The sequence below is a fragment of the Microbacterium paraoxydans genome (assembly GCF_019056515.1).
GTDB lineage: Bacteria > Actinomycetota > Actinomycetes > Actinomycetales > Microbacteriaceae > Microbacterium.
The window spans coordinates 1,584,051-1,606,928 of sequence record NZ_CP064873.1 but is presented as its reverse complement, the minus strand read 5'-3'; the positions used below and the strand labels follow the sequence as shown (position 1 = coordinate 1,606,928).

Sequence of the window (22,878 nt, the reverse complement as noted above, 5' to 3'; positions counted from 1 at the left end):
CCTGCCGCTCCCCCGCCTCCAGAGCGACGCGCCCCGCCGGGCGCGACCGACGACGAGCGCCCCGCACCCCGTCGGCGCGTACCCCTAAGGCGCCGCGCCCCTCCCGCGCCAGCCGTCCCCGTCGCGGCGAGCGAGTCCGTCGAGGTCGAGCAGACCGAGCAGGGCCCTCGTCCGCTCGACGGTGAGACCCGCGCGCTGCGCGAGCTCCGCCTCCGTCCGAGCGTTCCGCGTGCTCAGCGCACGGAGGAGCCCCACCCGCCCCTCGTCCGTCGCTTCGCGTCCCCGGGGCGACCGGGCACCGACAGGGAGCATCTCGGCGACCTCCGCCGCGGAGGTGACGCACACCGCGTCGTATTCGCGCAGCAGCCGGTGACAGCCGGCCGAGGACGCAGACGTCACCGGACCGGGCACCGCGCCGAGCGGCCTGCCCAGCGTCGCCGCATGCCCCGCCGTGTTGAGGGAGCCGCTGCGCCAGCCAGCCTCGACGACCACCGTGACCTGCCCCAGCGCCGCGATCAGTCGATTGCGCGCGAGGAAGCGCCACCGCGTCGGCGCCGTGCCACACGGCACCTCGCTGACGACGACCCCGTCGCCCGCGATCCGGGCCAGGAGATTACGGTGCCCGGCGGGGTACGGGCGGTCCACTCCCCCGGCGAGGACCGCGATCGTACCCCCGCCGACGGTCAACGCGGCGCGGTGTGCTGCGCCGTCGATGCCGTACGCGCCGCCGGACACGACAGCCGTGTCGCCCACGGCCAGATCTCCGGCCATGTCGGCGGCGACCCGCTCGCCATAAGCGGTGGCCGCTCTGGCACCAACGATCGCGACACGCGCCGCGCTCGTCAGGAGTTCGGCGCGCCCGCGCACCCACAGCACCATCGGCGCGTCGGCATCGAGGTCGTCGACAGCCGTCGGCCAGTCGGGGTCTCCGGGGAGCAGCAGCTGCGCACCCGCCTTCTGCGCGCCGCGGAGGGCCGCGACCACAGCCACCGGGTCGGCGCGCTGGCGCCACCGGGCGCGGGCGTCGTCGAGGGCCCGCCGTGCCCCCACCGCGCGGACCTCCGGCCACGACCGCCCGGCCCCGTCCAACGCGAAGCGCAGCCCGTCGGCCGCTCCGAACTCGCGCACGAGGGTCGCGGCGACGGCGTCCCCCGGGTCGGCGATGACGGACCACGCGACCCGCGCCAGCGCCTCCGTCACCTCCTCTGTTCCGCGCACGCCCCGCGCGGCGTCGAGCGCATCCTTCTGGGAGAGGAGTCCGTCGATCACCGCGCCACCCCCGTCCGCAGGAGGAGCGCCCGCCCGACCTCGTCCGAACCGGGACTGTCCCGCCCGGAGAGATCGGCCATGGTCCAGGCGACCCGGAGGACGCGGTCGTAGCCGCGGAGCGTCAACGCGCCGCGTTCCAACGCCCGATCGAGCCCCGCCCGCACGTCCGACGGGAGACGGTAGCCGCCGTGGCGAAGCACGGTGCCGGGGATCTCCGCGTTCCGACGCCACGGCGTACCGCGCCAACGCCGCTCGGCCCGTGCGCGCGCCGCTCCGACGCGGTTCCGGGCCTCGACGGTCGTGACACCCGACCGCTCCCCCGCCAGCGAGCGCGACGCCGCGACGCGCGTGACCGGGAGATCGATGTCGAGCCGGTCGCGCAACGGACCGGAGAGCCGAGTGGCGTAACGCCGCAGCGCCTGCGGCGGACAGATGCAGTCGCCATCACGCACGCCCCGGTTGCCGCAGGGACACGGGTTCATCGCCAGCAGCAGCTGGAAACGCGCCGGGAACCGCACCACGAAGCCGGACCGATGCACGTCCACGAAGCCGGTCTCGAGCGGCTGACGGAGCGCGTCCAGGGCCACCCGCGGGAACTCCGCCGCCTCGTCGAGGAAGAGGACGCCCCGGTGCGCACGGGCCACCGCTCCGGGTCGCGCCGTCCGCGATCCGCCTCCCACCATCGCCGCCACAGAGGCGCTGTGGTGCGGCGCGACCAGCGGGGGCTGATGGTCGAGCCCGGTCACGGCCTCACCGCAGAGGGAGCGCACCGAGGCCACCTCGATGGCCTCCTGCTCGGTCAGCGGCGGCATGATCCCGGGCAGGCGCCCTGCGAGCATCGTCTTCCCTGCTCCCGGCGGACCGCTCAGGAGCATGTTGTGGCCACCGGCGGCCGCGACGATGAGCGCCTCGACGGCTTCCTCCTGTCCGAGGACATCGCTCAGATCGCGCTCATCGGGGTCGTCCTCCGGCGGGTGCGGCCCCGGGACCGGCTCGACGTCGGGCACGTCCACCTCCGCGCCGTGCCAGGCGGCGACCTCCGCGAGCGAGGCGGCGGCACGCACCTCCACGCCGGCGACGAGACCCGCCTCGGTCGCGTTGCCGTGGGGCACGATCACACGCTCGAACCCCGCGCGCGCGGCGGCGAAGACGGCGGGAAGCACGCCCGGCACGGGACGCAGCCGCCCGTCCAGCCCGAGCTCCCCCAGGTGCACGGTCTGCCGGACGGCGCGCCGAGCGATCACATCGCTCGCGGCCAGGCAGGCCACCGCGATCGCGAGGTCGAAGGCGGCCCCGTGCTTGGGCAGACTCGCCGGTGAGAGGTTCACCGTCAGGCGCCGCCGCGGAAGCGGGAGGCTGGAGTTCACGCAGGCGTTGTGCACGCGCTGCACCGCCTCCCCGAGGGATTTGTCCGGGAGCCCGATGATGCGGAACTCCGGCGTCTGCGGGGAGAGGTCGGCCTCGACCTCCACCACGTGCCCGTCCGCTCCCGTGAGCGCCACGGACCACGTGCGTGCGGTGCTCATGCGATGTCCTCGAGGTGCTCGACGGTGGCTGTCCCCGGGGACGCACCGGTGATACCTATCGCTTCCACCCGGAGGACCCGTCCACGCGCCAGATCGGGATGCTCCGCCCGCCACGCATGAGCGAGCCGCCACAGCCGCCGACGCTTCCGGTCGTCGATGGCGTCGAACGGGTGCCCGAACGCCGTCGACCGCCGCGTCTTCACCTCGATGACGGACAGGTGAGCCCCGACGATCGCCACGAGATCCAGTTCGCCCTGGGGACACCGCCAGTTGCGGTCGACGATCCGATACCCGCGCTTCGTCAGATAGTCCGCTGCCTGCTGCTCCCCGGCTCGCCCGAGGTCGTCTTTCGCTGCCATCCCGAAAGGATGGACGTCAGCACCCTGTCACCGCCGTGGTCCCGCGCGACCAGTCCAGAGGCTGTGGAAATGGCGCAGAATGTCACCGCTGTGCAGGAACGGCGCGCCGCGTCACTCTCCGTCGAGGGAGAGCTCCTGCGGCAGTTCGAACTCGCGACGCTGGAGCTCCTCGACGTTCACGTCCTTGAACGTGAGCACCCGGACGGCCTTCACGAAGCGGTCGGCCCGGTAGATGTCCCACACCCACACGTCGCTCATGGAGATCTCGAAGTAGAAGTCGTGCTCGGTGTCCCGCCGCACGACGTTGACCTCGTTGGCCAGGTAGAAGCGACGCTCGGTCTCCACGACGTACTGGAACTGAGAGACGACGTCGCGGTACTCGCGGAACAGCGCGAGTTCCAGCTCGCGGTCGTAGTCGTCGAAGGCTTCCTCATCCATGATGAGTCCATCCTATGGTCGTCCGGCGCCGGTCGCGGCATCCCGGGCGCGGCCTCTCAGAACAGCGTCGGCGCGTCGGCGATCGCCCACGAGGACCGGTGGAACGGGGAGAGCCCGAACGAGCGGATGGCCTCCCGGTGCTCCGGGCTCGCGTACCCCTTGTTGCGATCCCACTGGTAGTCACGGTGACCCTCGTGCAGCTCCGCCATGTGACCGTCTCTCGCGACCTTCGCAATCACCGACGCCGCGGACACCGAGGCGCAGTCGCGGTCGGCCTTGATGACGGGGCGCACCCGCAGCGGCACCGGATGCACACGCGAGACGTAGTCGTGATTGCCGTCGAGCAGGACCAGGGCGTTCTCCACCGTCGCGCCCTGAGCGACCACCGCCTCCACGGCTCGCGAGGCGGCGAGACCCAGGGCCCGCATGATCCCGACCTCGTCGACCTCCGCCGCGGTCGCCCAGCCGACGGCCGAGGCCTGCACCCAGGCGGCGGCGCGGGCGGCCACATCCGGGCGCCGGCGCTCGGGGACCAGCTTCGAGTCGCGCAGGCCGTCCGGAACCCGGCGGCGGGCGCCCTGGGCGTCCATCACCGCTGCTCCGACGGCCACCGGTCCCGCCAGTGCGCCGCGACCGACCTCATCGAGGGCGATGATGAGGTCGCACTCCCCCAGGAGCTTCCGTTCCAGGGTCAGTCGAGGCGTGATGACGGTCATTCGGGGTCCGGCACTCCGGTGAAGATGTCGTGGTGGCCGTCGATCGGTCCGAATCGGTCGAGCGGCCAGGTCGTCAGGAACGCCTTGCCCACGATGTTGGAGACGGGGACGAAACCGCCGCTGGGCAGCTCCTGGTGTGCGCGGGCGTCACGGGAGCGGTCCCGGTTGTCGCCGAGGAGCCATACGGAGTCCTCCGGCACGACGACGTCGAACGGCTCGTTGGAGGCCGCGGTGTCCCCCTCGGGGAGGTTCAGGTAGCTCAGCTCGTCGATCGGGGCGCCGTTGATCGTGATCTGCCCCAGCGCGTTGCAGCACACCACGTGGTCGCCCTCGACCCCGATCACGCGCTTGACGAGGTGGTCCTGGGTGTCGGTCGCCGAGATGCCCACGAAGGTGAGAACCCAGTCGACGGCCTTGACCAGCGGCGGCTGTGCCGGCGCCTGCGGCATCGGGTCGAGCCACCCGCCCGGATCCTTGAAGACGACGATGTCGCCGCGCTCGTAGCCGGTCCACCGCGGGGTGAGCTCGTCGACGAGGATGCGGTCGTCGATCAGCAGCGTCCGCTCCATGGAGGCCGAGGGGATGTAGAACGAGCGCACGACGAACGTCTTGATGACGAAGGACACCAGCGCGGCGATGACGACGATGACCAGCACGTCTCGGAGGAAGACCAGGAACCCGCGCCGCCGTCGTGTCGGGCGTGCGGACGGAGAGTCAGTCATCTGGTTCCTTCTCGAAGAGTGCACCGTGAGCGCACGGCAGTAACAAGGTTCGCACACCGGGGACAGAACGAAAGCACCCCGGGACATCGTGTCCCGGGGTGCTGTGAAGAAGCTTCGCGTCAGTTGTTGACGCGCTTCTCCTTGATCTTCGCCTTCTTGCCGCGGAGCTCGCGCAGGTAGTAGAGCTTGGCGCGACGCACGTCACCGCGGGTGACGACCTCGATGTGGTCGATCACCGGGGAGTGCACGGGGAAGGTACGCTCGACACCCACCTGGAAGCTGATCTTCCGGACGGTGAAGGTCTCGCGGACGCTGTCACCCTGGCGGCCGATGACGACGCCCTGGAAGACCTGGATACGGGAGCGGTTGCCCTCGGTGATGTTGACGTGCACCTTGACGGTGTCACCGGGGAAGAACTCGGGGATGTCGGAACGGAGCGAAGCCGCGTCGACGGCGTCGAGGATCTGCATGATCGTCTCTCTCTGCACTCGCCTCAGGTCGGATGCACGGATTAGGAAGGAACAAGAATGGGAGTGTGCCGAACGGCGCTGACGCGTCCGCGGGCTCCCCTGGGGCAGAGCCGGTCACGGCACAAAGAACCATTCTGCCACGGATGACAGGCCCGGCCAAAACGGCGGGTCAGAGCCGGTCGTCGGTCTCCCGCACCACGATCACCTCGTGCACGCTCGTCTGCGGGCTCTCGGTGCGCGGCGGCGTCATCGTCGACCAGGAGATGGTCTCGCGGATGCGCGTCCCACTCCCCCGCGCCTCGTTCCAGAGCTGCCACAGCTGCAGCCAGACCAGGGCGATGCCCACGACGATGGCGGCCGCGAGGAGCCAGCCGAACGCCCCGTCGATGAAGAAGCCGACCGCGATCGTGAGCGCGTGCCAGAGACCGAACCCGGCGACGTCCCACCACGAGACGGCACGCTCGGCGCGGACCGACGGGCGGGAGCGGGTCAGCAGCGTGAGCAGGAGCTGCCCCAGGAACACCGAGGGCATCGCGATGAGCAGCACCCAGAGGATCGACCAGCCGCCCTGGAAGACGGCCCAGCCGATGAGCAGCCACAGCGGCAGGAGGAACGCCGACGGCAGCAGCCAGCGGAAGAAGGCCTGTCGGATCCACATGCTCCGATGCTACGGCGACCGCGCCCGCGCGTCACGGGTGTTCGCTGAGAGCGGCAGGCGCCGGGCACCCATCCGATCAGGGAGAATGGAGACGACGAGAGGACACTGATGATCGAACTGCGCACCCCTGCCGAGATCGATGAGATGCGCGCGGCAGGCCGGTTCGTCGCCGAGACGCTGGCGACCCTGCGCGACGAGACGAAGGTCGGCACCAACCTCCTGGCGATCGACCGCCGGGCCCATGACATGATCCGCAAGGCCGGCGCCGAGTCCTGCTACATCGACTACCACCCGTCATTCGGGGCGAGCCCCTTTGGCAAGGTCATCTGCACCTCGGTGAACGACGCCGTGCTGCACGGCCTCCCGTATGACTACGCGCTCCGGGACGGCGACCTCGTCACCCTGGACTTCGCCGTCTCGGTCGACGGCTGGGTCGCCGACTCCGCGGTCTCCTTCGTCGTGGGTACGCCGCGGGACGAGGACCTCCGTCTCATCGACACCACGGAACGCGCGCTGGCCGCCGCGATCGAGACCTCGGTGGTCGGCAAGCGCATCGGCGACATCTCCGCCGCGATCGCCGACGTCGCGCACGGCGAGGGCTACTCCATCAACACCGACTTCGGGGGCCATGGCGTCGGCCGCACGATGCACGGCGACCCTCATGTGGCGAACGACGGCCGCGCAGGACGCGGTTTCCCGCTCCGCGCCGGCCTCGTGCTCGCCCTGGAGCCCTGGTTCCTCGCGACGACGGACGAGCTGATCACCGACCCCGACGGCTGGACGCTGCGGAGCGCGGACGGCTCCCGCGGCGCGCACTCCGAGCACACCATCGCCATCACCGAGGACGGACCGATCATCCTGACGGATCGCTCGTTCCTCGGCGTCGACTGACTCCGGTCGCGGGGTCGGCGCGCTCCCAGGGCGCGACCGGCCCGGGCACGACGACGAACAGCGGGTGCGCCTTCGGCAGCTCCACCGACCCGTGCCGACGGAGCACGTCCGGGCTGCGCTCGGCGAGCTTCGCCCGCAGATGCGCCCACTCGCTTGCCAGCTGACCCGTGGTGACCGGGATCGACGGCGCCGCCGACTCCGCGCGCCGGATACGCGTGCGGTCGAAACGGTAGCCGCGCTCGTCCGCCTCATCGGCGACGCCCACCAGGTACGCACCCACCGTGGCCACGGGATCGGCCGTCGCCCGGAAGCGCTCGAGCTGCGGGTGTCGCTGATACCCCTTCGTGGCGTCGGCGAGCACCGCCTGAGCGAGGAGGGTCTCCCGCCAGCAGGCGACGAGCCCCTGACGGTCGAGGTACTCCGGATGCAGCGACCAGATCCTCATGCGCGGCGGTAACGGAACACGTCGGTGAGGTGCGGCAGATCGAACTCCGCCTTCCCCCGCGTCTCGTCCGTGCCGTCCAGCACCGCCTCCAGGGCCGCCACCATCGCCGTGCGCTCCGCCTCGTCCGCCACGAGGAAGCTGCTCACCGTGCCCCACCGTCGGAGGTAGTCCTCGCGGGTGATCCGCTCGGTCCAGCGCACCTCCTCGTGGATCTCCAGGACGAAACCGGGAAGGTCTGTCGCCGACGCGGAGGTGTCGTCGTCCGCGCCGACCGCGGGATGCGCCACCCGGTGGCACGCGAGATCCCAGGCACAGGCGGGGTCGGCGCGATTCCACAGCAGCCCGAGCGTCCCGTGAGGGACGAGCGTGCGGGCGATCTCAGCCGCCGCCGCGTCCCGATCGAACCAGTGGAACGCCTGCGCGACGCTGACGGCATCGACGGAGCCGTCCGGAACGGGGATGCTCTCCGCGGTCCCCGGCCGCGCGTCGACCGTCGGGAGCGTGCGCGCGAGCACGGCGAGCATCGGCGCGGACGGCTCGATCGCGATCACCTGCGTCGCCCGCGCGACGAGCAGTCCCGTGAACTTCCCGGTGCCGGCGCCGAGGTCGAGCGCCGTCGCCACGCGGTCCGGAACGATGATGTCGGCCGCGCGCTCCGGGAACCCCGGCCGGTAGCGGTCGTACTCCTCGCCGATGCTCTCGAACGATCGCGCGCGTGTCACATCCACCATGACTCGACGCTAACAGCACTCGTCGCGACGGATGGCAGGGTCAGCCGTCGGTCGGCGCGTCCGGCAGCAGATCGGGGCGTCGCAGGCGGGTGCGGACGAGCTGCTGCTCACGCCGCCATGCCGCGATCGCGCCGTGGTTGCCGCTGAGGAGCACGTCGGGGACGGCGCGCTCCCGCCAGACCGACGGCTTCGTGTAGGACGGGTACTCGAGGAGGCCGTCCTCGTGCGACTCCTCCACCAGGCTCTCCGGATTGCCGACGACGCCCGGGATCAGCCGACCGATGGCCTCGATCATCGCCATCGTCGCCACCTCGCCGCCGTTGAGCACGTAGTCGCCGAGGCTCAGCAGCCGCACCTCGCCACGCTCGGCGGCGTACTCGAAGACGCGCTCGTCGATGCCCTCGTAGCGCCCGCAACCGAACACGAGGTGCTCGCGTCCCGCGAGCTCCCGCGCGGTCGCCTGGGTGAACACCTCGCCCGCCGGCGAGGGGAAGATGATGGTCGGCGCGGGGGTGGCGTCCGCCGTGAGCTCATCGAGGACGAGGCCCCAGGGCTCCGGCTTCATGACCATCCCGGCTCCCCCGCCGTACGGGGTGTCGTCGACGGTGCGATGGCGGTCGTGCGTCCAGTCGCGCAGATCGTGCACCTGGAGGTCGAGCAGACCCGAGCCTCGCGCCTTGCCGAGCAGGGAGAGCGTCAGTCCGTCGAAGTACGAGGGGAAGATGGAGACGACGTCGATGCGCACGGGGGAACCGTATCAGCGGTCACTCGGCGCCGTCGGAGGCGGCGGTCCCGTCCTCCGACTCGGGAAGCTCCTCGAAGAGCCCGGCCGGCGGGGTCACGATGACGCGGCCGGCCGCCACGTCGACGGTGGGGACGATGGCCTCGACGAAGGGGACCATCACCTCGTCCGTGCCGCCGGTCGACGGCTTCACGATCAGGAGGTCCTGCGCCGGCAGGTGTTCGACGCGGACCACGCGGCCGACGACGGTCTCGTCGCGGACCACGTCCAGACCGACGAGCTGGTGGTCGAACCAGGCGTTGTCCTCGGTCTCGTCCTCGTCCTGGTCCATCCAGAGGATGGCGCGGACGAGGCTCTCGGCCGCGTTGCGGTCGTCCACGTCCTCGAAGAAGACGACGGGGTTGCCGTTCATCACGCGGTATTCGCGGACGACGATCTCCTTGCCGTGCCACGGAGATGCCTCGGGCACCTGCAACGTGAACGTGGCCCCGGGGACGAATCGCCGCTCCGGGTTGTCGGTGTAGAGCTCGAGCTTCAGGGCGCCCTTGAGCCCGTGAGCCTTGACCAGGCGTCCGACGCGCAGCTGGTTACGGCCCTGGATGCGGTCCTGCGACACCACGTCAGTCGTCCGCGACGTCGACGCGGACGCGGCGCCCGTCGGCGAGGGCGCTCACGAGAGTGCGCAGGGCCTTGGCCGTGCGGCCGCCGCGCCCGATCACGCGTCCACGGTCGTCGGGGTGCACACGCACCTCGAGCAGGTCGCCACGGGGCGACGAGGATTCGTGGATGCGCACATCTTCGGGGTGATCGACGATCCCCTTGACGATGTGTTCGAGCGCGGCGGCGAGCACGATGGATTACTCGGCGTCGGCGGCGGGAGCCTCAGCGGCCTCCGCGTCGGCGTCAGCGGCGGGGGCCTCCGCAGCGGGGGCCTCCTCCTTCTTCTCCGCCTTGGGCTTGATGACCGACTTCTTCGAGGCGTCGGCCTCGAACGCAGCCTTCTCGCCGGCGACCTTGAGGGTGGACTTCGCGTCCTTGTCGCCCTTGAAGGTGCCCCAGTCGCCGGTGATCTTGAGGATGGCGGTGACCTGCTCGGTCGGCTGCGCGCCGACGGAGAGCCAGTACTGCGCACGCTCGGAGTCGACCTCGATGAACGAGGGCTCCTCGGTGGGGTGGTACTTGCCGATCTCCTCGATCACGCGACCGTCGCGCTTGGTGCGCGAGTCGGCGACGACGATGCGGTAGTACGGCGCGCGGATCTTGCCCATGCGCTTGAGACGAATCTTGACAGCCACGATTCTCCTGAATGGTGTGGAAGGAAACGAACCGGTCGCCTGGAGCGTGGGGTGCACACCCGGCGGAAGCTCAAATGAGGAGGACGAGCGCTGGATAGAGGGTCGAGCACGTCGTCCGACCCTCTATTCTGCCAGATGCGTGCGCCGGGTGCGAAACCCGGCGACACGGCGTTGCGGAGCAGGCCCAGCCCCGTGTCAGACTGTCCCCGTGCAGCTCGACTTCGCCGCTTCGGCCCGCTCCACCGTCGGTCTCGAGTGGGAGATCATGCTCGCCGATCCCGAGACCGGTGATCTCGTCGGTCGCGCGCCGGAGCTCCTCGCCGCGCTGGAGGCGGAGAGCGAGGATGAACGCCACACCGTCACCGGCGAGCTCCTCACCAACACCATCGAGGTGACCAGCGGGATCGGCGACTCCGTGGCCCACGCCGTCGACGACATCGCCAACGCGATCGCAGCGGTGCGGTCGGCCACCGATCCGGCAGGGATCGAGCTGCTCTCCGCCGGAAGCCACCCGTTCGCCCAGTGGTACGACCAGTCGGTGACCGACAAGACCCGCTACCACACCCTCATCGAGCGCACCCAGTGGTGGGGGCGCAACATGATGATCTGGGGCATCCACGTGCACGTGGGCGTCGACGAGCAGCGCAAGGTCTTCCCCATCATCAACGCGCTGTCGGCCTACCTCCCCCACCTACAGGCGCTGTCGGCGTCCAGCCCGTTCTGGGCCGGGGAACGCACGGGGTACGCCTCCAATCGCGCTCTCGTCTTCCAGCAGCTGCCCACGGCGGGCCTTCCCTGGCCGCTGCGCGACTGGTCGGAGTTCGAGCGCTACCTGGACGACATGGTCCGCACCGGTGTCATGGCCGATGCCACGGAAGTGCGCTGGGACATCCGTCCCGCCCCGCGCTGGGGCACGATCGAGGTCCGCGCGTGCGACGGCCTGTCCACGCTCTCCGAGATGGCCGCGGTGGCCGCGCTCGTGCAGGTCCTCGTCGAGCACTTCTCCCGGCTCCTGGATGAAGGGGCCGCCCTGCCCGACCTCCCCGCGTGGTTCCACCGCGAGAACAAGTGGCGCGCGGCCCGATACGGCCTGGACGCCCGGGTCATCGTCGACACGATCGGCACGCAGCGCCCCGTGCGCGAGCACCTGACCGAGAAGATCGAGGAACTGGCCCCGGTCGCCGTCGAGCTCGGGTGCGTGCGCGAGTTCGGCAGCATCGCGACGATCCTCGACGGCGGAGCGAGCTACGCCCGTCAGCTCGCGGTCGCCGACGCCACGGACGGCGACCTCCGCGCCGTGGTCCAGCACCTCATCCGGGAGTTCCGGACCGGACCGCAGTCCTCGATCGAAGGCGAGTGAGGCGAACGCGACTCAATCCTCGACGAGCCGGCGCGCGAGCCCCTCGTCCAGGACCACGTCGGTGATGAGCTCGGCCGCGATCGCCGCGCGCAGGCTCGCGAGCTTGGGCACGCCGGAGACGACGCAGACCCGCCTCGGCACGCGCCGCAGCCGATCGAGGCCCGGCCCCGTCGCCCGCGCATTGAGCCGGATGTCGCGCCAGGAGCCGTCGGCGCGGAAGAAGACCGTCGCCACGTCGCCGATCGCGTGGTCCTCCCGCAGACTGCGGTAGTCCTCCCGACCGAGGTAGCCGCCGACGTACACCCGGCTGGGCACCTCCGCGGCCGGGGACCCGAGGCTGAACACGGCGATGTCCATCTTCGCCTGCAGGTCGAGGACGCGCCGGGTGCTGCGCTCACGCCACATCGCCTCGCGAGTGGCGGGGTCGTCGAAGAACGCGGGGACCGGGAACTGCTGCACCTGCGCCCCGAACGCGCTCCCGAAGCGCTGCAGGATGTCGCTGGAGTACTCCACACCGCTGGTCTGGGTGTTCCCGGCGCCGTTGAGCTGCACGAACGTCGTGTTGTGCGTCTCCTTCTGGGTGAGACCGCGGCTGACCGCGCTGATCGTCGATCCCCACGCGACGCCGACGATCATGTTCGAGTCCACGAACTGCGAGAGGAGTCGTCCCGCGGTCAGAGCGACGCGCTCCAGACGTTCGACCTCGCTGACGATCTCGGCCATCGGCACCACGTGCGCCACCACCCGGTGCCGGTCCCTGATGCGCTGCTCGAGCATCCCGAGGCGCTCCAGCGGCGAGTTGATGCGGATGTCGACGAGGCCGCTCTCCCGCGCGAAGCTGAGCAGCCGCGACACGGACGATCGCGAGGTGCCGAGCTCCTGCGCGATGACCTCCATGGTCTTGTCCTGCATGTAGTAGAGCTGCGCAGCGGTGAGCGCGGCGACCAGCTTGCCGTCGCGCGATGGCGCTCCGGATCCCGCCATGATGACCTCCTCTCCCTCGATCCTTGCACATATGTGCAGCGAGCTTGCGCGCGGCGTCACGGAGGTCGATGCTGGTGGCAAGCAAGGAAGAGAGGGTCGACGATGATCGATTCCACCCACACGTCCCCGGAGCGGGACGCGGTCCGCGCGCTCCGCGAATCCGGGCGCACCAGTGTCCTCGTCATCGGCGGCGGCATCAACGGCATCTCCACGTTCCGCGACCTGGCCCTGCAGGGCGTCGACGTCGTCCTCGTCGAGCGCGGCGACTTCGCCTCCGGTGCCTCCGCGGCGTCGAGCCACATGATCCACGGCGGCATCCGCTACCTGGAGAACGGCGAGTTCCGCCTCGTCCGGGAGTCGGTGGAGGAGCGCAACGGTCTGCTCAAGATCGCTCCGCACTACGTCAAGCCGCTGCAGACGACGATCCCGATCTACTCCACGTTCTCCGGGATCCTCTCCGCTCCGCTCCGCTTCCTCACGCACAAGAGCGGGAAGCCGAAGGAGCGCGGCGCCTTCCTCATCAAGGTCGGCCTCACGATCTACGACACGTTCTCCCGCGACGGCGGCACCGTGCCCCGCCACCGCTTCCTCGGCCGCAAGAAGTCCCTCGCGGAGCTGCCGTCGATGGATCGGAAGATCAAGTACACGGCCACGTACTACGACGCGTCGATGCACGACCCCGAGCGCCTCGCGCTCGATGTGCTGCAGGACGGCCGCGCCGCGCACCCCGGTGCCGTGGCACTGAACTACGTCGAGGCGATCGGCCGCGACGGCGAGCAGATCACGCTCCGGGACCGCGAGAGCGGCACCGAGTTCACCGTGACCGCCGATGTCGTCGTGAACGCCTCCGGCCCCTGGACCGACCTCACGAACGACGCCCTCGGCACCGACACGCACTTCATGGGCGGCACCAAGGGATCGCACATCGTGCTCGACAACCCCGAGCTGCTGGCGGCGACGCGGGGTCGTGAGATCTTCTTCGAGCACTCCGACGGCCGCATCGTGCTGATCTACCCGCTCAAGGGCCGCGTCCTCGTCGGCACCACCGACATCGATGCCGACCCGCGCGAGGTGCCGGTGTGCACGGAGGAGGAGATCGACTACTTCTTCGACCTCGTCCACCATGTGTTCCCGTCCATCGCGGTGACGCGTGAGCAGATCGTCTACAACTTCTCCGGCATCCGCCCGCTCCCCCGCCACGAGGACACCGCTCCCGGCTTCGTCTCGCGCGACTACCGCGTCGAGGTCGACCGCCAGGGCGCCGTCCCGCTGGTGAGCCTGGTCGGCGGCAAGTGGACCACGTTCCGCGCCCTGGGCGAGTCCCTCTCCGACACGGTGCTCGGCCTCCTCGGCCGCACGCGCACCGTGTCCACGGCGGGTCGCGCGATCGGCGGCGGACGCGAGTTCCCGCGTACCGAGAAGGCGAAGCGGATCTGGATCCAGGAGAACCTCCCCGGCGCCGGCACTCGCGCCGAGCAGCTCCTCGCGCGCTACGGCACCCGGGCGGCGGCCGTGTGGGCCTTCGTCGAGCAGGGGGACGACGCGCCCCTCGCCGGCGGCGACCTGTCGACGCGCGAGCTGGAGTGGATGGTGAACGAGGAGATGGTCACCCGTCTCGAGGACGTCATCCTCCGCCGCACCAGCATCGCCTTCACCGGCGGTGCCCGGGCAGAGGTGCTCGACGAGATCGCCGACGCCCTGGCTCCCCTCCTCGGATGGGACCGCGAGCGTCACGACGCCGAGGTGGAGCAGACGCGTGTGCTGCTGAACGAGCGACACGGACTCCACATCCCGTCCCGCGCCCGCGGCTGACGGGGCTCCGACCACCGCGCCCTCCTCGCGGTGCTACCCCATAAGGGGTCGGGGCAGAGGGGCCCCGACCCGCAAGAAAGGTCAACGAAGACATGACTGACGTCAATCTCGGTCTCTACTTCCTCTCCGAGCTCGTCGGCACCGCGATGCTGGTCCTGCTCGGTTGCGGTGTGGTCGCGAACGTCGCCCTGGCGAAGAACAAGGGCTTCGGCGGCGGCTTCCTGATGGTCAACTGGGGATGGGGTCTCGCGGTGTTCGCGGGTGTGCTCGTCTCGGCGTACTCCGGTGCCATCCTGAACCCGGCCGTCGGCATCGGCCTGCTGGTCGCCGGCAAGATCACCTTCGCGATGTTCCTCACCGCGACCGCCGCGGAGCTCCTCGGCGCGATCATCGGCGCGATCGTCGTCTGGCTCGCCTACAAGCAGCACTTCGACGAGGAGCCGGAGGCCGCCAACAAGCTCGGCGTCTTCTCCACCGGCCCCGCCATCCGCTCCTACGGCTGGAACCTCGTCACCGAGATCATCGGCACCTTCGTCCTCGTCTTCGTCATCTTCGCGTTCGCGGACTACGGCGACATCGAGGTCGGCACGCCCGGTGGCCTCGGCCCGCTCACGGCTCTCCCGGTGGCCCTGCTGGTGGTCGCCATCGGTGCGTCGCTCGGTGGCCCGACCGGCTACGCCATCAACCCGGCTCGTGACCTCGGTCCCCGCATCGCCCACGCGATCCTCCCGATCCAGGGCAAGGGTTCCAGCGACTGGTCCTACTCGTGGGTGCCCGTGGTCGGTCCGCTCATCGGTGGTGTCATCGCCGCCCTCGCCGCCCCCGGCCTGCTCAGCCTCGCCGGCTGATCCCCCTCAACCGCTCGGGAATTCAAAGGAGAACACATGGCTGACTACATCATCGCGATCGACCAGGGAACGACGTCGAGCCGCGCGATCATCTTCGACAAGAAGGGCAGCATCGTCGCCACCGGCCAGAAGGAGCACGAGCAGATCCTTCCCAAGGCCGGCTGGGTGGAGCACGACGCCGCCGAGATCTGGCGCAACGTCCAGGAGGTGATCGGTCTGGCCCTCGGGCGCGCCGATCTGACCCGCCACGACATCGCCGCCGTGGGCATCACGAACCAGCGCGAGACGGCCGTCGTGTGGGACAAGACCACGGGCAAGCCGGTCTACAACGCCATCGTCTGGCAGGACACCCGCACGCAGGAGATCGTCAACCGCCTCGCGGGCGACGAGGGCGTCGACCGGTTCAAGTCGATCGTCGGCCTCCCGCTGGCGACCTACTTCTCCGGCACCAAGATCACCTGGATCCTGGAGAACGTCGAGGGGGCCCGCGAGAAGGCCGAGGCTGGAGACCTGCTCTTCGGCACGACCGACACCTGGGTCCTGTGGAACCTGACCGGCGGCATCGACGGCGGCGTGCACGCGACCGACGTGACGAACGCCTCGCGCACGATGTTCATGGACCTCGAGACGCTGGAATGGCGTGACGACATCCTCGAGGCGTTCGGTGTGCCGCGCTCGATGATGCCGGAGATCCGCTCATCCTCCGAGGTCTACGGTGCCGCCGAGAGCTCGTCGCTGCTGCGCGAGACGCCGATCGCCGGCATCCTCGGCGACCAGCAGGCGGCGACGTTCGGGCAGGCCGCGTTCCAGAAGGGCGAGAGCAAGAACACCTACGGCACGGGCTGCTTCCTCATCTTCAACACGGGCGAGGAGATCGTCCGCTCGAAGAACGGGCTGCTCACCACCGTCGGATACAAGCTCGGCGACCAGCCCACGCACTACGCGCTGGAGGGGTCGATCGCCGTCACCGGCTCGCTCATCCAGTGGCTGCGCGACCAGCTCGGCATCATCTCCTCCGCCCCTGAGGTCGAGGAGCTGGCCGAGAAGGTCGAGGACAACGGCGGCGTGTACATCGTCCCGGCGTTCTCGGGTCTGTTCGCACCGTACTGGCGTCCGGACGCCCGTGGCGCGATCGTCGGCCTCACCCGCTACGCGAACAAGAACCACATCGCGCGCGCTGCGCTGGAGGCCGTGGCCTTCCAGACCCGCGACGTGCTCGACGCGGTCAACGCGGACGCCGGAGTGGATCTCAGCGAGCTCAAGGTCGACGGCGGCATGGTCGCCAACGACGCGCTCATGCAGTTCCAGGCCGACATCCTCGGCGTCCCGGTCGTGCGGCCGGTCGTGGCGGAGACCACTGCGCTCGGTGCGGCTTACGCCGCGGGCCTCGCGGTCGGCTTCTGGAGCGACCTCGACGACCTGTCCGCGAACTGGCAGGAGGACCGCCGCTGGGAGCCCACGCTCGACGAGGCCGAGCGCGACCGTCAGCTGCGCCTGTGGCGCAAGGCCGTCACGAAGTCGATGGACTGGGTCGACGACGACGTGCGCTGATCACCACACGATGAGGCGGGTCCGGGTTCTTCCCGGGCCCGCTTCGTCGTCTCCGGCTCAACGTTCTGCCGAGTCGCCTGCACGATCGGGATATGGTGGCCCGCCCGTTCCGGGGGTTCCGTCGTGCATCCGTTCGCGGGTCGTGCAGCCGGAACAGGGTCTCAGGAGGCCGTGGCGACGATGTCGAGGAAGGCGCGGGCGGCGCTGCGCGGTGCGGCGGCGTCCCAGGCCAGGTGCTCGACACGAACGGGGCCGTCCTGGATGGCCACCGTGTCGACGACGTCTCGATAGCCCCGCACCACCCCGGGCGCGAGCAGCGTGACGGCGAGGCCCGCAGCGACCAGGCCGATCAGACTCGGGGCTGTGTCGGATTCGAAGGCCACGTCCCGCACGAGCCGCGCGGACAGGAATGCCGCGTCGCTCTGCGCGCGTCCTGAGGTTCCGGCGGGGAAGTCGGCGAAAGCGGAGTCCGCGAGGTCGCTCAGCCGCACCCTCCGCTTCGCGGCGAGGTGGTGCCCGCGAGGCAGCACCGCTACCAGCGGCTCGTGTGACAGGGGTCGGGACGCCACACCCTGGGGCTCCACGCCCTCCCGAAGCCCGAGGAAGGCGACATCGAGGTCGCCCTGACGGATCGCAGCCATGAGGCCGTCGCTGTTCCCTTCGCGGAGCTCCACGCGGGCGGCCGGATGCGCGGTGCGATAGGCCACGAGGAGCGCGGGGACATCGACGGCGGTCACCGTGGGGATGATCCCGAGTCGGAGCGTTCCGACGACTTCGCCCGCAGCGGCCGCGGCATCCTCCCGTGCCTGATCCGCGGCGCGCACGGCGAGACGCGCTGAGCGGAGGTACGCCTCTCCGGACTCGGTCGCACGGACGCTGCGACTGGTGCGCGCGAACAGCCGCACGCCCAGCTCGCGTTCGAGTGCGGCGACCTGATGGCTGAGCGCCGACTGCGTGACCTGACAGCGCTCCGCCGCGCGGGTGAACGAGCCGGTGTCCGCCACGGCGACGACATATCGCAGCTGCTGGAGTTCCATGACTCCATGATCGCTCGTCATGGATAGCGTGACAACAATGCGTTGGACTCATCTGAATGCGGCGCGCAGGCTGGGAGCATGAACCGCCTCACGCTCACCCTCGTCACGGCCCTCGCGCCCGCGGCGTGGGGTACGACCTACCTGGTGACGACGGAGCTGCTCCCCGCCGGGCATCCGCTCCTCGCCGGCCTCCTCCGCTCGCTTCCTGCGGGTCTCCTCGCGGTGCTGCTGGCCCGGCGTCTGCCGCACGGCGCCTGGTGGGGCAAGGTCGTCGTGCTCGGCGCCCTCAACATCGGCGCGTTCTTCCCGCTGCTGTTCCTCGCGGCCGAGCGCCTCCCCGGTGGGGTCGCCGCCGCCGTCGCCGGGGCGCAGCCGCTCATCGTCCTGGGACTCGGAGCGCTCGTGCTCGGGGAACGTGTCCGACCGATCTCCGCGGCCGCCGCCGTCGCCGGAGCGGCGGGGGTCGCCCTCGTCGTCCTCGGCCCGGCCGCCGCGCTGGACTTCTGGGGCCTCGTCGCGGCTCTCGGCGGGGTGACCGCGACCGGCCTCGGGATGATCCTCACCAAGCGCTGGGGACGCCCCGCCGGTGTCGGTCCCGTGGCCTACGCGGGCTGGCAGCTCACCGCGGGAGGACTGCTGCTGCTCCCCCTCACCTTCGCGGTCGAGGGCCCGCCTCCTGCCCTCGACGCCGATGCGCTCCTCGGCTATCTCTGGCTCGCGACGGCGGGAGGGATCGTCGCGTACACACTGTGGTTCCGCGGGATCCAGCGCCTGCCCGTGATCGTGCCCGGGCTCCTCGCGCTGCTCTCACCGATCGTCGCGACGCTGCTCGGCGTGCTCGTGGTCGGCGAGAGCTTCACCCTGGTCCAGGTGGCGGGCATCGTGATCACGCTCGCCGCCCTCGTCGGCGGGCAGTTCGCGGCACGGCCGCGAGGCACGCCCGCGACCACGGTCGATCCTTCGGCCGCGCCGGTCGCCGTGCGCTGAGGTCCCGGCCGCTCAGCCCTTGCCGAACAGCTTCTGGATCTCAGCGAGGTCCGCCTCCGAGGGGGCCGCGCCTCCCCCGCCGAGGCCGAAGCCCGAGCCGGTCGGTGCCGACGAGGCCGCGAGGCCGGCGTTCTCCGCCGCGCGCTTCGCGGGGTTGCCGGAGCGGGAGCGGTTGCCGCCGCCACCCTTGCCCTTCTTGCCGCGCTTCGACGAGGCGCCGGGCTTGCCCATGCCGGGCACCGGGCCCATGCCGGGGATGTTCGGCGTGCCGCCACGGGCGACCGTCTTCATCATCTTCGCGGCCTGCTCGAAGCGCTGGACAAGCTGATTGACGTCCGTGACGGTCATGCCGGAACCGCGCGCGATGCGCAGACGGCGCGAGCCGTTGAGGATCTTGGGGTTGCGACGCTCGACCGGCGTCATGGACCGGATGATGGCTTCGGTGCGGTCGATCTCGCGCTCGTCGAAGTCCTCGAGCTGCTGCTTCATCTGGCCCATGCCCGGGAGCATCCCGAGCATCTTCTTCATCGAGCCCATCTTCTTCATCTGCTGGAGCTGCTCGAGGAAGTCCTCCAGGGTGAAGGCCTCGTTCGCGAGCTTCTCCGCGACCTTGCGTGCCTCCTCCTCGTCGAAGGCCTGCTGGGCCTGCTCGATGAGGGTGAGGATGTCGCCGAGGTCGAGGATGCGGCTCGCCATCCGGTCGGGGTGGAACGGCTCGAGGTCTTCCAGCCGCTCGCCCGTGGAGGCGAAGATGATCGGGCGACCCGTGACCGAGGCGACCGACAGCGCCGCTCCGCCTCGCGCGTCGCCGTCGAGCTTGGAGAGCACGACGCCGGTGAAGTCCACGCCCTCCTGGAAGGCCTTGGCGGTGTTGACGGCGTCCTGACCGATCATCGCGTCGATGACGAAGAGCACCTCGTCCGGGTTGACCGCCTTGCGGATGTCGGCGGCCTGCTTCATGAGCTCGGCGTCGACACCGAGGCGGCCGGCGGTGTCGATGATGACCACGTCGTGCTGCTGCCGGCGGGCGTGCTCGACACCGTCGCGCGAAACCTTCACGGGATCGCCGACGCCGTTGCCGGGCTCGGGCGCGTACACGGTGGCTCCGGCCTGCTCTGCGACCACCTGGAGCTGGTTCACGGCGTTCGGACGCTGGAGATCGGCCGCCACGAGGAGCGGCGTGTGACCCTCGCTCTCGAGCTGCTTGGCGAGCTTGCCGGCGAACGTCGTCTTTCCCGAACCCTGGAGGCCGGCGAGCATGATCACGGTCGGCGCCGTCTTGGCGAACTGCAGGCGCCGTTGCTCACCGCCGAGGATCTGGACGAGTTCCTCGTTGACGATCTGCACCACCTGCTGCGCGGGGTTCAGCGCCTTGTTGACCTCGTCGCCGAGAGCGCGCTCGCGCACCTTGGCGGTGAAGTCCTTGACGACCGCGAGCGCGACGTCGGCATCGAGCAGGGCGCGACGGATCTCGCGCACCGTGCCGTCGACGTCGGCGGCGGTGAGCTTTCCCTTCGTGCGCAGGTTGCGGAAGGTGTCGGTGAGCCGATCGGAGAGCGTGCCAAAGGTAGCCATGGTGCCTACGATTCTACGCGAGCGGAGCCTCCACGCTCAGCGCGGCACGGAGGCGGCTCGCCGAAACCCCGCCTCGCTGTCGAGACCCCGCCCGGCATGCGTGAGCACGCCGGGGCCTCGGCGCGAAACCGGGGTCTCGCGACCGCGGTCAGTCCCGCCAGGGGAGATCGTGCACGCGGGCGAGGGCCTCGTGCAGCACGGACTCCGGAGTGCCGCGGCCGGCGCCCTCCTCCGCCCACACCCGGAGCGCCGACATGACAGCGGCCGCCTGCGCGGCCCCGAGCACGTCGGCGCGCATGACGTCGATCCCGGCCGCGCACGCCGCTCGGGAGATGGCGGCGGAGAGGCGGGCCAGACGGACGCCCGTCTCCCGCACCAGCTCCTCCTCGAGGGCCATGGCCGCCGCGTTCCGCAGGGCCAGCGCCAGAGGATCCGGCGCGAAGTCCTGCACGATGCCGTGGAGGATCAGCCGCACCCGCTCCCCCGTGGCCTCGCGGCCGAGGTCGTCCAGCGCGGTGATGGCGACGCCGATGCGCTCATCGATACCCGACCACAGCACGTCGCTCTTGGACGTGAAGTAGTTGAAGAAGCTCGACCGGCTGACCCCCGCCCGCTGCGTGATGTCCGCGATGGACGTGGCCTCGTACCCGCGCTCCAGGAAGAGCTCGCAGGCGGCCTCGGCGAGGGTCTCGCGCGAGGAGGCCTTCGGGCGGCCGGCGCGACCAGTCCGGTTCATGACTTCACGGTACCGCGCGCCGCGCCGCACCCCGGACGAGGATGTATTGTTGGACGCAATCCATGTATTAGAGGGAAGCGACGACGCATGCTCGACATCCTCACCCCCGGCTTCATGCCGACCCCTGTCCCCTATCCCGACGGCTGGGCCCTGCAGCGCCGCGTGCACGCGGACGTCGTGTCCGGTGCCCGCCCTGACACGCTCATCCTGCTCGAGCACGCGGCCGTCTACACCGCGGGCAAGCGCACGGAGGACCACGAGCGCCCCCAGGACGGGACCCCGGTCATCGACGTCGACCGCGGCGGGAAGATCACCTGGCACGGGCCGGGGCAGCTCGTCGGCTATCCGATCTTCCGGCTGCCGGAGCCGATGGACGTGGTCGCACACGTCCGGCGTCTGGAGCGGATCCTCATCGAGGTGCTGCGTCCGTTCGGGGTCGACGGGCACCAGGTCGAGGGGCGCAGCGGTGTGTGGGTGCGCCGACCGCTCTCGGAGGACAAGGTAGCCGCGATCGGCGTGCGGGTGCAGCAGGGCGTGACCATGCACGGCTTCGCCATCAACTGCGACAACAGTCTCGCCCCCTTCCGCGACATCATCCCCTGCGGCATCACCGACGCCGGCGTGACCACGGTGAGCGAGGTGTCCGGCCGCGTGGTCGGCCCGCTCGACCTCGTCGACGCCGTGCAGGACGCCTTCCGCACCGCGCACGCACCCGACCTGACAGGAGTCCCGGCATGACCGCCGCACCCGAGGGGCGCAAGCTCCTCCGCCTCGAGATCCGCAACGCCGAGACCCCGATCGAGCGCAAGCCCGAGTGGATCAAGACGAAAGCCAAGATGGGGCCGGAGTACTCGGCGCTACATTCGCTCGTGAAGAGCGAGGATCTGCACACGGTGTGCCAGGAGGCCGGCTGCCCGAACATCTACGAGTGCTGGGAGGACCGCGAGGCGACGTTCCTCATCGGGGGGTCGCAGTGCACGCGTCGCTGCGACTTCTGCCAGATCGACACCGGCAAGCCCGCCGACTACGACACCGACGAGCCGCGACGCGTCGCCGAGAGCGTGCAGCGGATGAACCTCCGCTACGCGACCGTCACGAGCGTGGCCCGCGACGACCTCCCCGACACCGGTGCCTGGCTGAACGCCGAGACGGTGCGCAAGATCCACGAGCTGAACCCGAACACCGGCGTGGAACTGCTGGCCAACGAGCACAACGCCGACCCGGCGTTCCTCGGCCAGATCTTCGACGCACGCCCCGAGGTCTTCGCGCACAACGTGGAGACGGTGCCTCGCATCTTCAAGCGCATCCGCCCCGCGTTCCGCTACGAGCGGTCGCTGAACGTGCTCACGCAGGCCCGCGACGCCGGACTCATCACGAAGTCGAACCTCATCCTCGGCATGGGCGAGGAGCCGGAGGAGGTCGTCCAGGCGCTGCAGGACCTCCACGACGCCGGCTGCGACATCATCACCATCACCCAGTACCTCCGCCCGACGCCGCGTCATCTCCCGGTGTCGCGGTGGGTGAAGCCGGCCGAGTTCGTCGAGTTCAAGGAGGAGGCGGAGCGGATCGGCTTCCTCGGTGTGCTCGCCGGGCCGCTGGTGCGCTCCTCGTACCGGGCCGGACGGCTCTGGGCGCAGTCGATGACCTCGAAGGGACGGGAGATCCCCGCGCACCTCGCGCACATCGCGGAGAGCGCCGACCTCGGCTTCGCGCAGGCGGTCTGACC

The 22,878-nt window shown here is 70.4% G+C and carries 26 protein-coding genes; 8 read left to right on the top strand and 18 right to left on the bottom strand.

The features are described 5' to 3' along the window. Window positions 1–84: 84 nt before the first annotated feature. The 8 genes from dprA to IZR02_RS07575 form a co-directional block, all read right to left on the bottom strand. On the bottom strand, window positions 85–1,269 hold the full coding sequence (gene dprA, locus IZR02_RS07610; RefSeq protein ID WP_025103353.1) for a DNA-processing protein DprA: 1,185 nt from the start codon (window positions 1,267–1,269) through the stop codon (window positions 85–87). Beyond that, window positions 1,266–2,795: a YifB family Mg chelatase-like AAA ATPase gene (locus IZR02_RS07605; protein WP_025103352.1), complete on the bottom strand. Its 1,530-nt coding sequence runs from the start codon at window positions 2,793–2,795 to the stop codon at window positions 1,266–1,268. The genes dprA and IZR02_RS07605 overlap by 4 nt, the downstream gene beginning before the upstream one ends. Beyond that, on the bottom strand, window positions 2,792–3,154 hold the full coding sequence (locus tag IZR02_RS07600; protein ID WP_025103351.1) for a YraN family protein: 363 nt from the start codon (window positions 3,152–3,154) through the stop codon (window positions 2,792–2,794). The genes IZR02_RS07605 and IZR02_RS07600 overlap by 4 nt, the downstream gene beginning before the upstream one ends. Before the next feature lie 111 nt (window positions 3,155–3,265). Next, window positions 3,266–3,592 (bottom strand): DUF2469 family protein, encoded by a 327-nt coding sequence (locus tag IZR02_RS07595; RefSeq protein WP_017204525.1) that lies wholly within the window; start codon window positions 3,590–3,592, stop codon window positions 3,266–3,268. A gap of 56 nt (window positions 3,593–3,648) precedes the next feature. Beyond that, complete coding sequence (locus IZR02_RS07590; protein ID WP_025103350.1) at window positions 3,649–4,308, bottom strand: ribonuclease HII; 660 nt, start codon at window positions 4,306–4,308, stop codon at window positions 3,649–3,651. Continuing rightward, a complete protein-coding gene (gene lepB, locus IZR02_RS07585) occupies window positions 4,305–5,030 on the bottom strand; it encodes a signal peptidase I (protein WP_025103349.1) in 726 nt (241 codons plus the stop codon). The genes IZR02_RS07590 and lepB overlap by 4 nt, the downstream gene beginning before the upstream one ends. A 119-nt stretch (window positions 5,031–5,149) precedes the next feature. Continuing rightward, window positions 5,150–5,500 (bottom strand): 50S ribosomal protein L19, encoded by a 351-nt coding sequence (rplS, locus tag IZR02_RS07580; RefSeq protein ID WP_025103348.1) that lies wholly within the window; start codon window positions 5,498–5,500, stop codon window positions 5,150–5,152. Window positions 5,501–5,669: 169 nt separating this feature from the next. Then, complete coding sequence (locus IZR02_RS07575) at window positions 5,670–6,158, bottom strand: hypothetical protein (RefSeq protein ID WP_025103347.1); 489 nt, start codon at window positions 6,156–6,158, stop codon at window positions 5,670–5,672. Between the two features lie 108 nt (window positions 6,159–6,266). Here IZR02_RS07575 and map point away from each other — a divergent pair, with 108 nt between their 5' ends. Beyond that, entirely contained in the window at window positions 6,267–7,049 is a 783-nt protein-coding gene (gene map / locus IZR02_RS07570; RefSeq protein WP_025103346.1) for a type I methionyl aminopeptidase, read from the top strand. On the opposite strand, the gene IZR02_RS07565 is transcribed toward map, so the two are convergent. From IZR02_RS07565 to rpsP, 6 genes are read right to left on the bottom strand one after another with little or no spacing between them, the layout of a single operon-like run. Next, window positions 7,012–7,494 (bottom strand): pyrimidine dimer DNA glycosylase/endonuclease V, encoded by a 483-nt coding sequence (locus IZR02_RS07565; protein WP_025103345.1) that lies wholly within the window; start codon window positions 7,492–7,494, stop codon window positions 7,012–7,014. The genes map and IZR02_RS07565 overlap by 38 nt on opposite strands. Further along, on the bottom strand, window positions 7,491–8,225 hold the full coding sequence (locus IZR02_RS07560) for a class I SAM-dependent methyltransferase (protein WP_025103344.1): 735 nt from the start codon (window positions 8,223–8,225) through the stop codon (window positions 7,491–7,493). The genes IZR02_RS07565 and IZR02_RS07560 overlap by 4 nt, the downstream gene beginning before the upstream one ends. 40 nt (window positions 8,226–8,265) lie before the next feature. Then, window positions 8,266–8,970, bottom strand: coding sequence for a tRNA (guanosine(37)-N1)-methyltransferase TrmD (gene trmD, locus IZR02_RS07555; protein WP_025103343.1), 705 nt, complete (start codon window positions 8,968–8,970; stop codon window positions 8,266–8,268). Between the two features lie 19 nt (window positions 8,971–8,989). Beyond that, the gene (gene rimM / locus IZR02_RS07550; protein WP_025103342.1) at window positions 8,990–9,586 is read right to left on the bottom strand and encodes a ribosome maturation factor RimM; all 597 of its coding nucleotides are present in this window, start codon (window positions 9,584–9,586) and stop codon (window positions 8,990–8,992) included. Between the two features lies 1 nt (window position 9,587). Then, the gene (locus IZR02_RS07545) at window positions 9,588–9,818 is read right to left on the bottom strand and encodes an RNA-binding protein (RefSeq protein ID WP_025103341.1); all 231 of its coding nucleotides are present in this window, start codon (window positions 9,816–9,818) and stop codon (window positions 9,588–9,590) included. Between the two features lie 6 nt (window positions 9,819–9,824). Further along, the gene (gene rpsP / locus IZR02_RS07540) at window positions 9,825–10,262 is read right to left on the bottom strand and encodes a 30S ribosomal protein S16 (protein ID WP_025103340.1); all 438 of its coding nucleotides are present in this window, start codon (window positions 10,260–10,262) and stop codon (window positions 9,825–9,827) included. A gap of 208 nt (window positions 10,263–10,470) precedes the next feature. On the opposite strand from rpsP, the gene IZR02_RS07535 reads away from it, so the two are divergent. Next, on the top strand, window positions 10,471–11,622 hold the full coding sequence (locus IZR02_RS07535) for a glutamate--cysteine ligase (RefSeq protein WP_025103339.1): 1,152 nt from the start codon (window positions 10,471–10,473) through the stop codon (window positions 11,620–11,622). Window positions 11,623–11,634: 12 nt separating this feature from the next. On the opposite strand, the gene IZR02_RS07530 is transcribed toward IZR02_RS07535, so the two are convergent. Beyond that, on the bottom strand, window positions 11,635–12,606 hold the full coding sequence (locus IZR02_RS07530) for a sugar-binding transcriptional regulator (protein ID WP_025103338.1): 972 nt from the start codon (window positions 12,604–12,606) through the stop codon (window positions 11,635–11,637). Window positions 12,607–12,708: 102 nt separating this feature from the next. Between IZR02_RS07530 and IZR02_RS07525 the strand changes: the two genes are divergently transcribed. From IZR02_RS07525 to glpK, 3 genes are all read left to right on the top strand, one after another. Further along, entirely contained in the window at window positions 12,709–14,418 is a 1,710-nt protein-coding gene (locus tag IZR02_RS07525) for a glycerol-3-phosphate dehydrogenase/oxidase (RefSeq protein WP_025103337.1), read from the top strand. Between the two features lie 92 nt (window positions 14,419–14,510). Next, complete coding sequence (locus IZR02_RS07520) at window positions 14,511–15,266, top strand: MIP/aquaporin family protein (RefSeq protein ID WP_025103336.1); 756 nt, start codon at window positions 14,511–14,513, stop codon at window positions 15,264–15,266. Between the two features lie 36 nt (window positions 15,267–15,302). Next, the gene (gene glpK, locus IZR02_RS07515) at window positions 15,303–16,817 is read left to right on the top strand and encodes a glycerol kinase GlpK (protein WP_025103335.1); all 1,515 of its coding nucleotides are present in this window, start codon (window positions 15,303–15,305) and stop codon (window positions 16,815–16,817) included. A 161-nt stretch (window positions 16,818–16,978) separates the two neighbouring features. Here glpK and IZR02_RS07510 read toward each other — a convergent pair whose 3' ends face one another. After that, window positions 16,979–17,854, bottom strand: a complete 876-nt coding sequence (locus IZR02_RS07510) for a LysR family transcriptional regulator (protein WP_217316589.1) — start codon at window positions 17,852–17,854, stop codon at window positions 16,979–16,981. A gap of 78 nt (window positions 17,855–17,932) precedes the next feature. Here IZR02_RS07510 and IZR02_RS07505 point away from each other — a divergent pair, with 78 nt between their 5' ends. Beyond that, entirely contained in the window at window positions 17,933–18,841 is a 909-nt protein-coding gene (locus IZR02_RS07505; RefSeq protein ID WP_025103334.1) for an EamA family transporter, read from the top strand. A 12-nt stretch (window positions 18,842–18,853) separates the two neighbouring features. Here the strand turns inward: IZR02_RS07505 and ffh are convergent, their stop codons facing one another. Beyond that, entirely contained in the window at window positions 18,854–20,416 is a 1,563-nt protein-coding gene (gene ffh / locus IZR02_RS07500; protein ID WP_025103333.1) for a signal recognition particle protein, read from the bottom strand. 148 nt (window positions 20,417–20,564) lie between these two features. Next, entirely contained in the window at window positions 20,565–21,152 is a 588-nt protein-coding gene (locus tag IZR02_RS07495) for a TetR/AcrR family transcriptional regulator (protein WP_025103332.1), read from the bottom strand. 87 nt (window positions 21,153–21,239) lie between these two features. Between IZR02_RS07495 and lipB the strand changes: the two genes are divergently transcribed. Next, window positions 21,240–21,890: a lipoyl(octanoyl) transferase LipB gene (lipB, locus tag IZR02_RS07490; protein WP_025103331.1), complete on the top strand. Its 651-nt coding sequence runs from the start codon at window positions 21,240–21,242 to the stop codon at window positions 21,888–21,890. After that, window positions 21,887–22,876 (top strand): lipoyl synthase, encoded by a 990-nt coding sequence (gene lipA, locus IZR02_RS07485; RefSeq protein WP_025103330.1) that lies wholly within the window; start codon window positions 21,887–21,889, stop codon window positions 22,874–22,876. The genes lipB and lipA overlap by 4 nt, the downstream gene beginning before the upstream one ends. The last annotated feature ends 2 nt before the right edge of the window (window positions 22,877–22,878 follow it).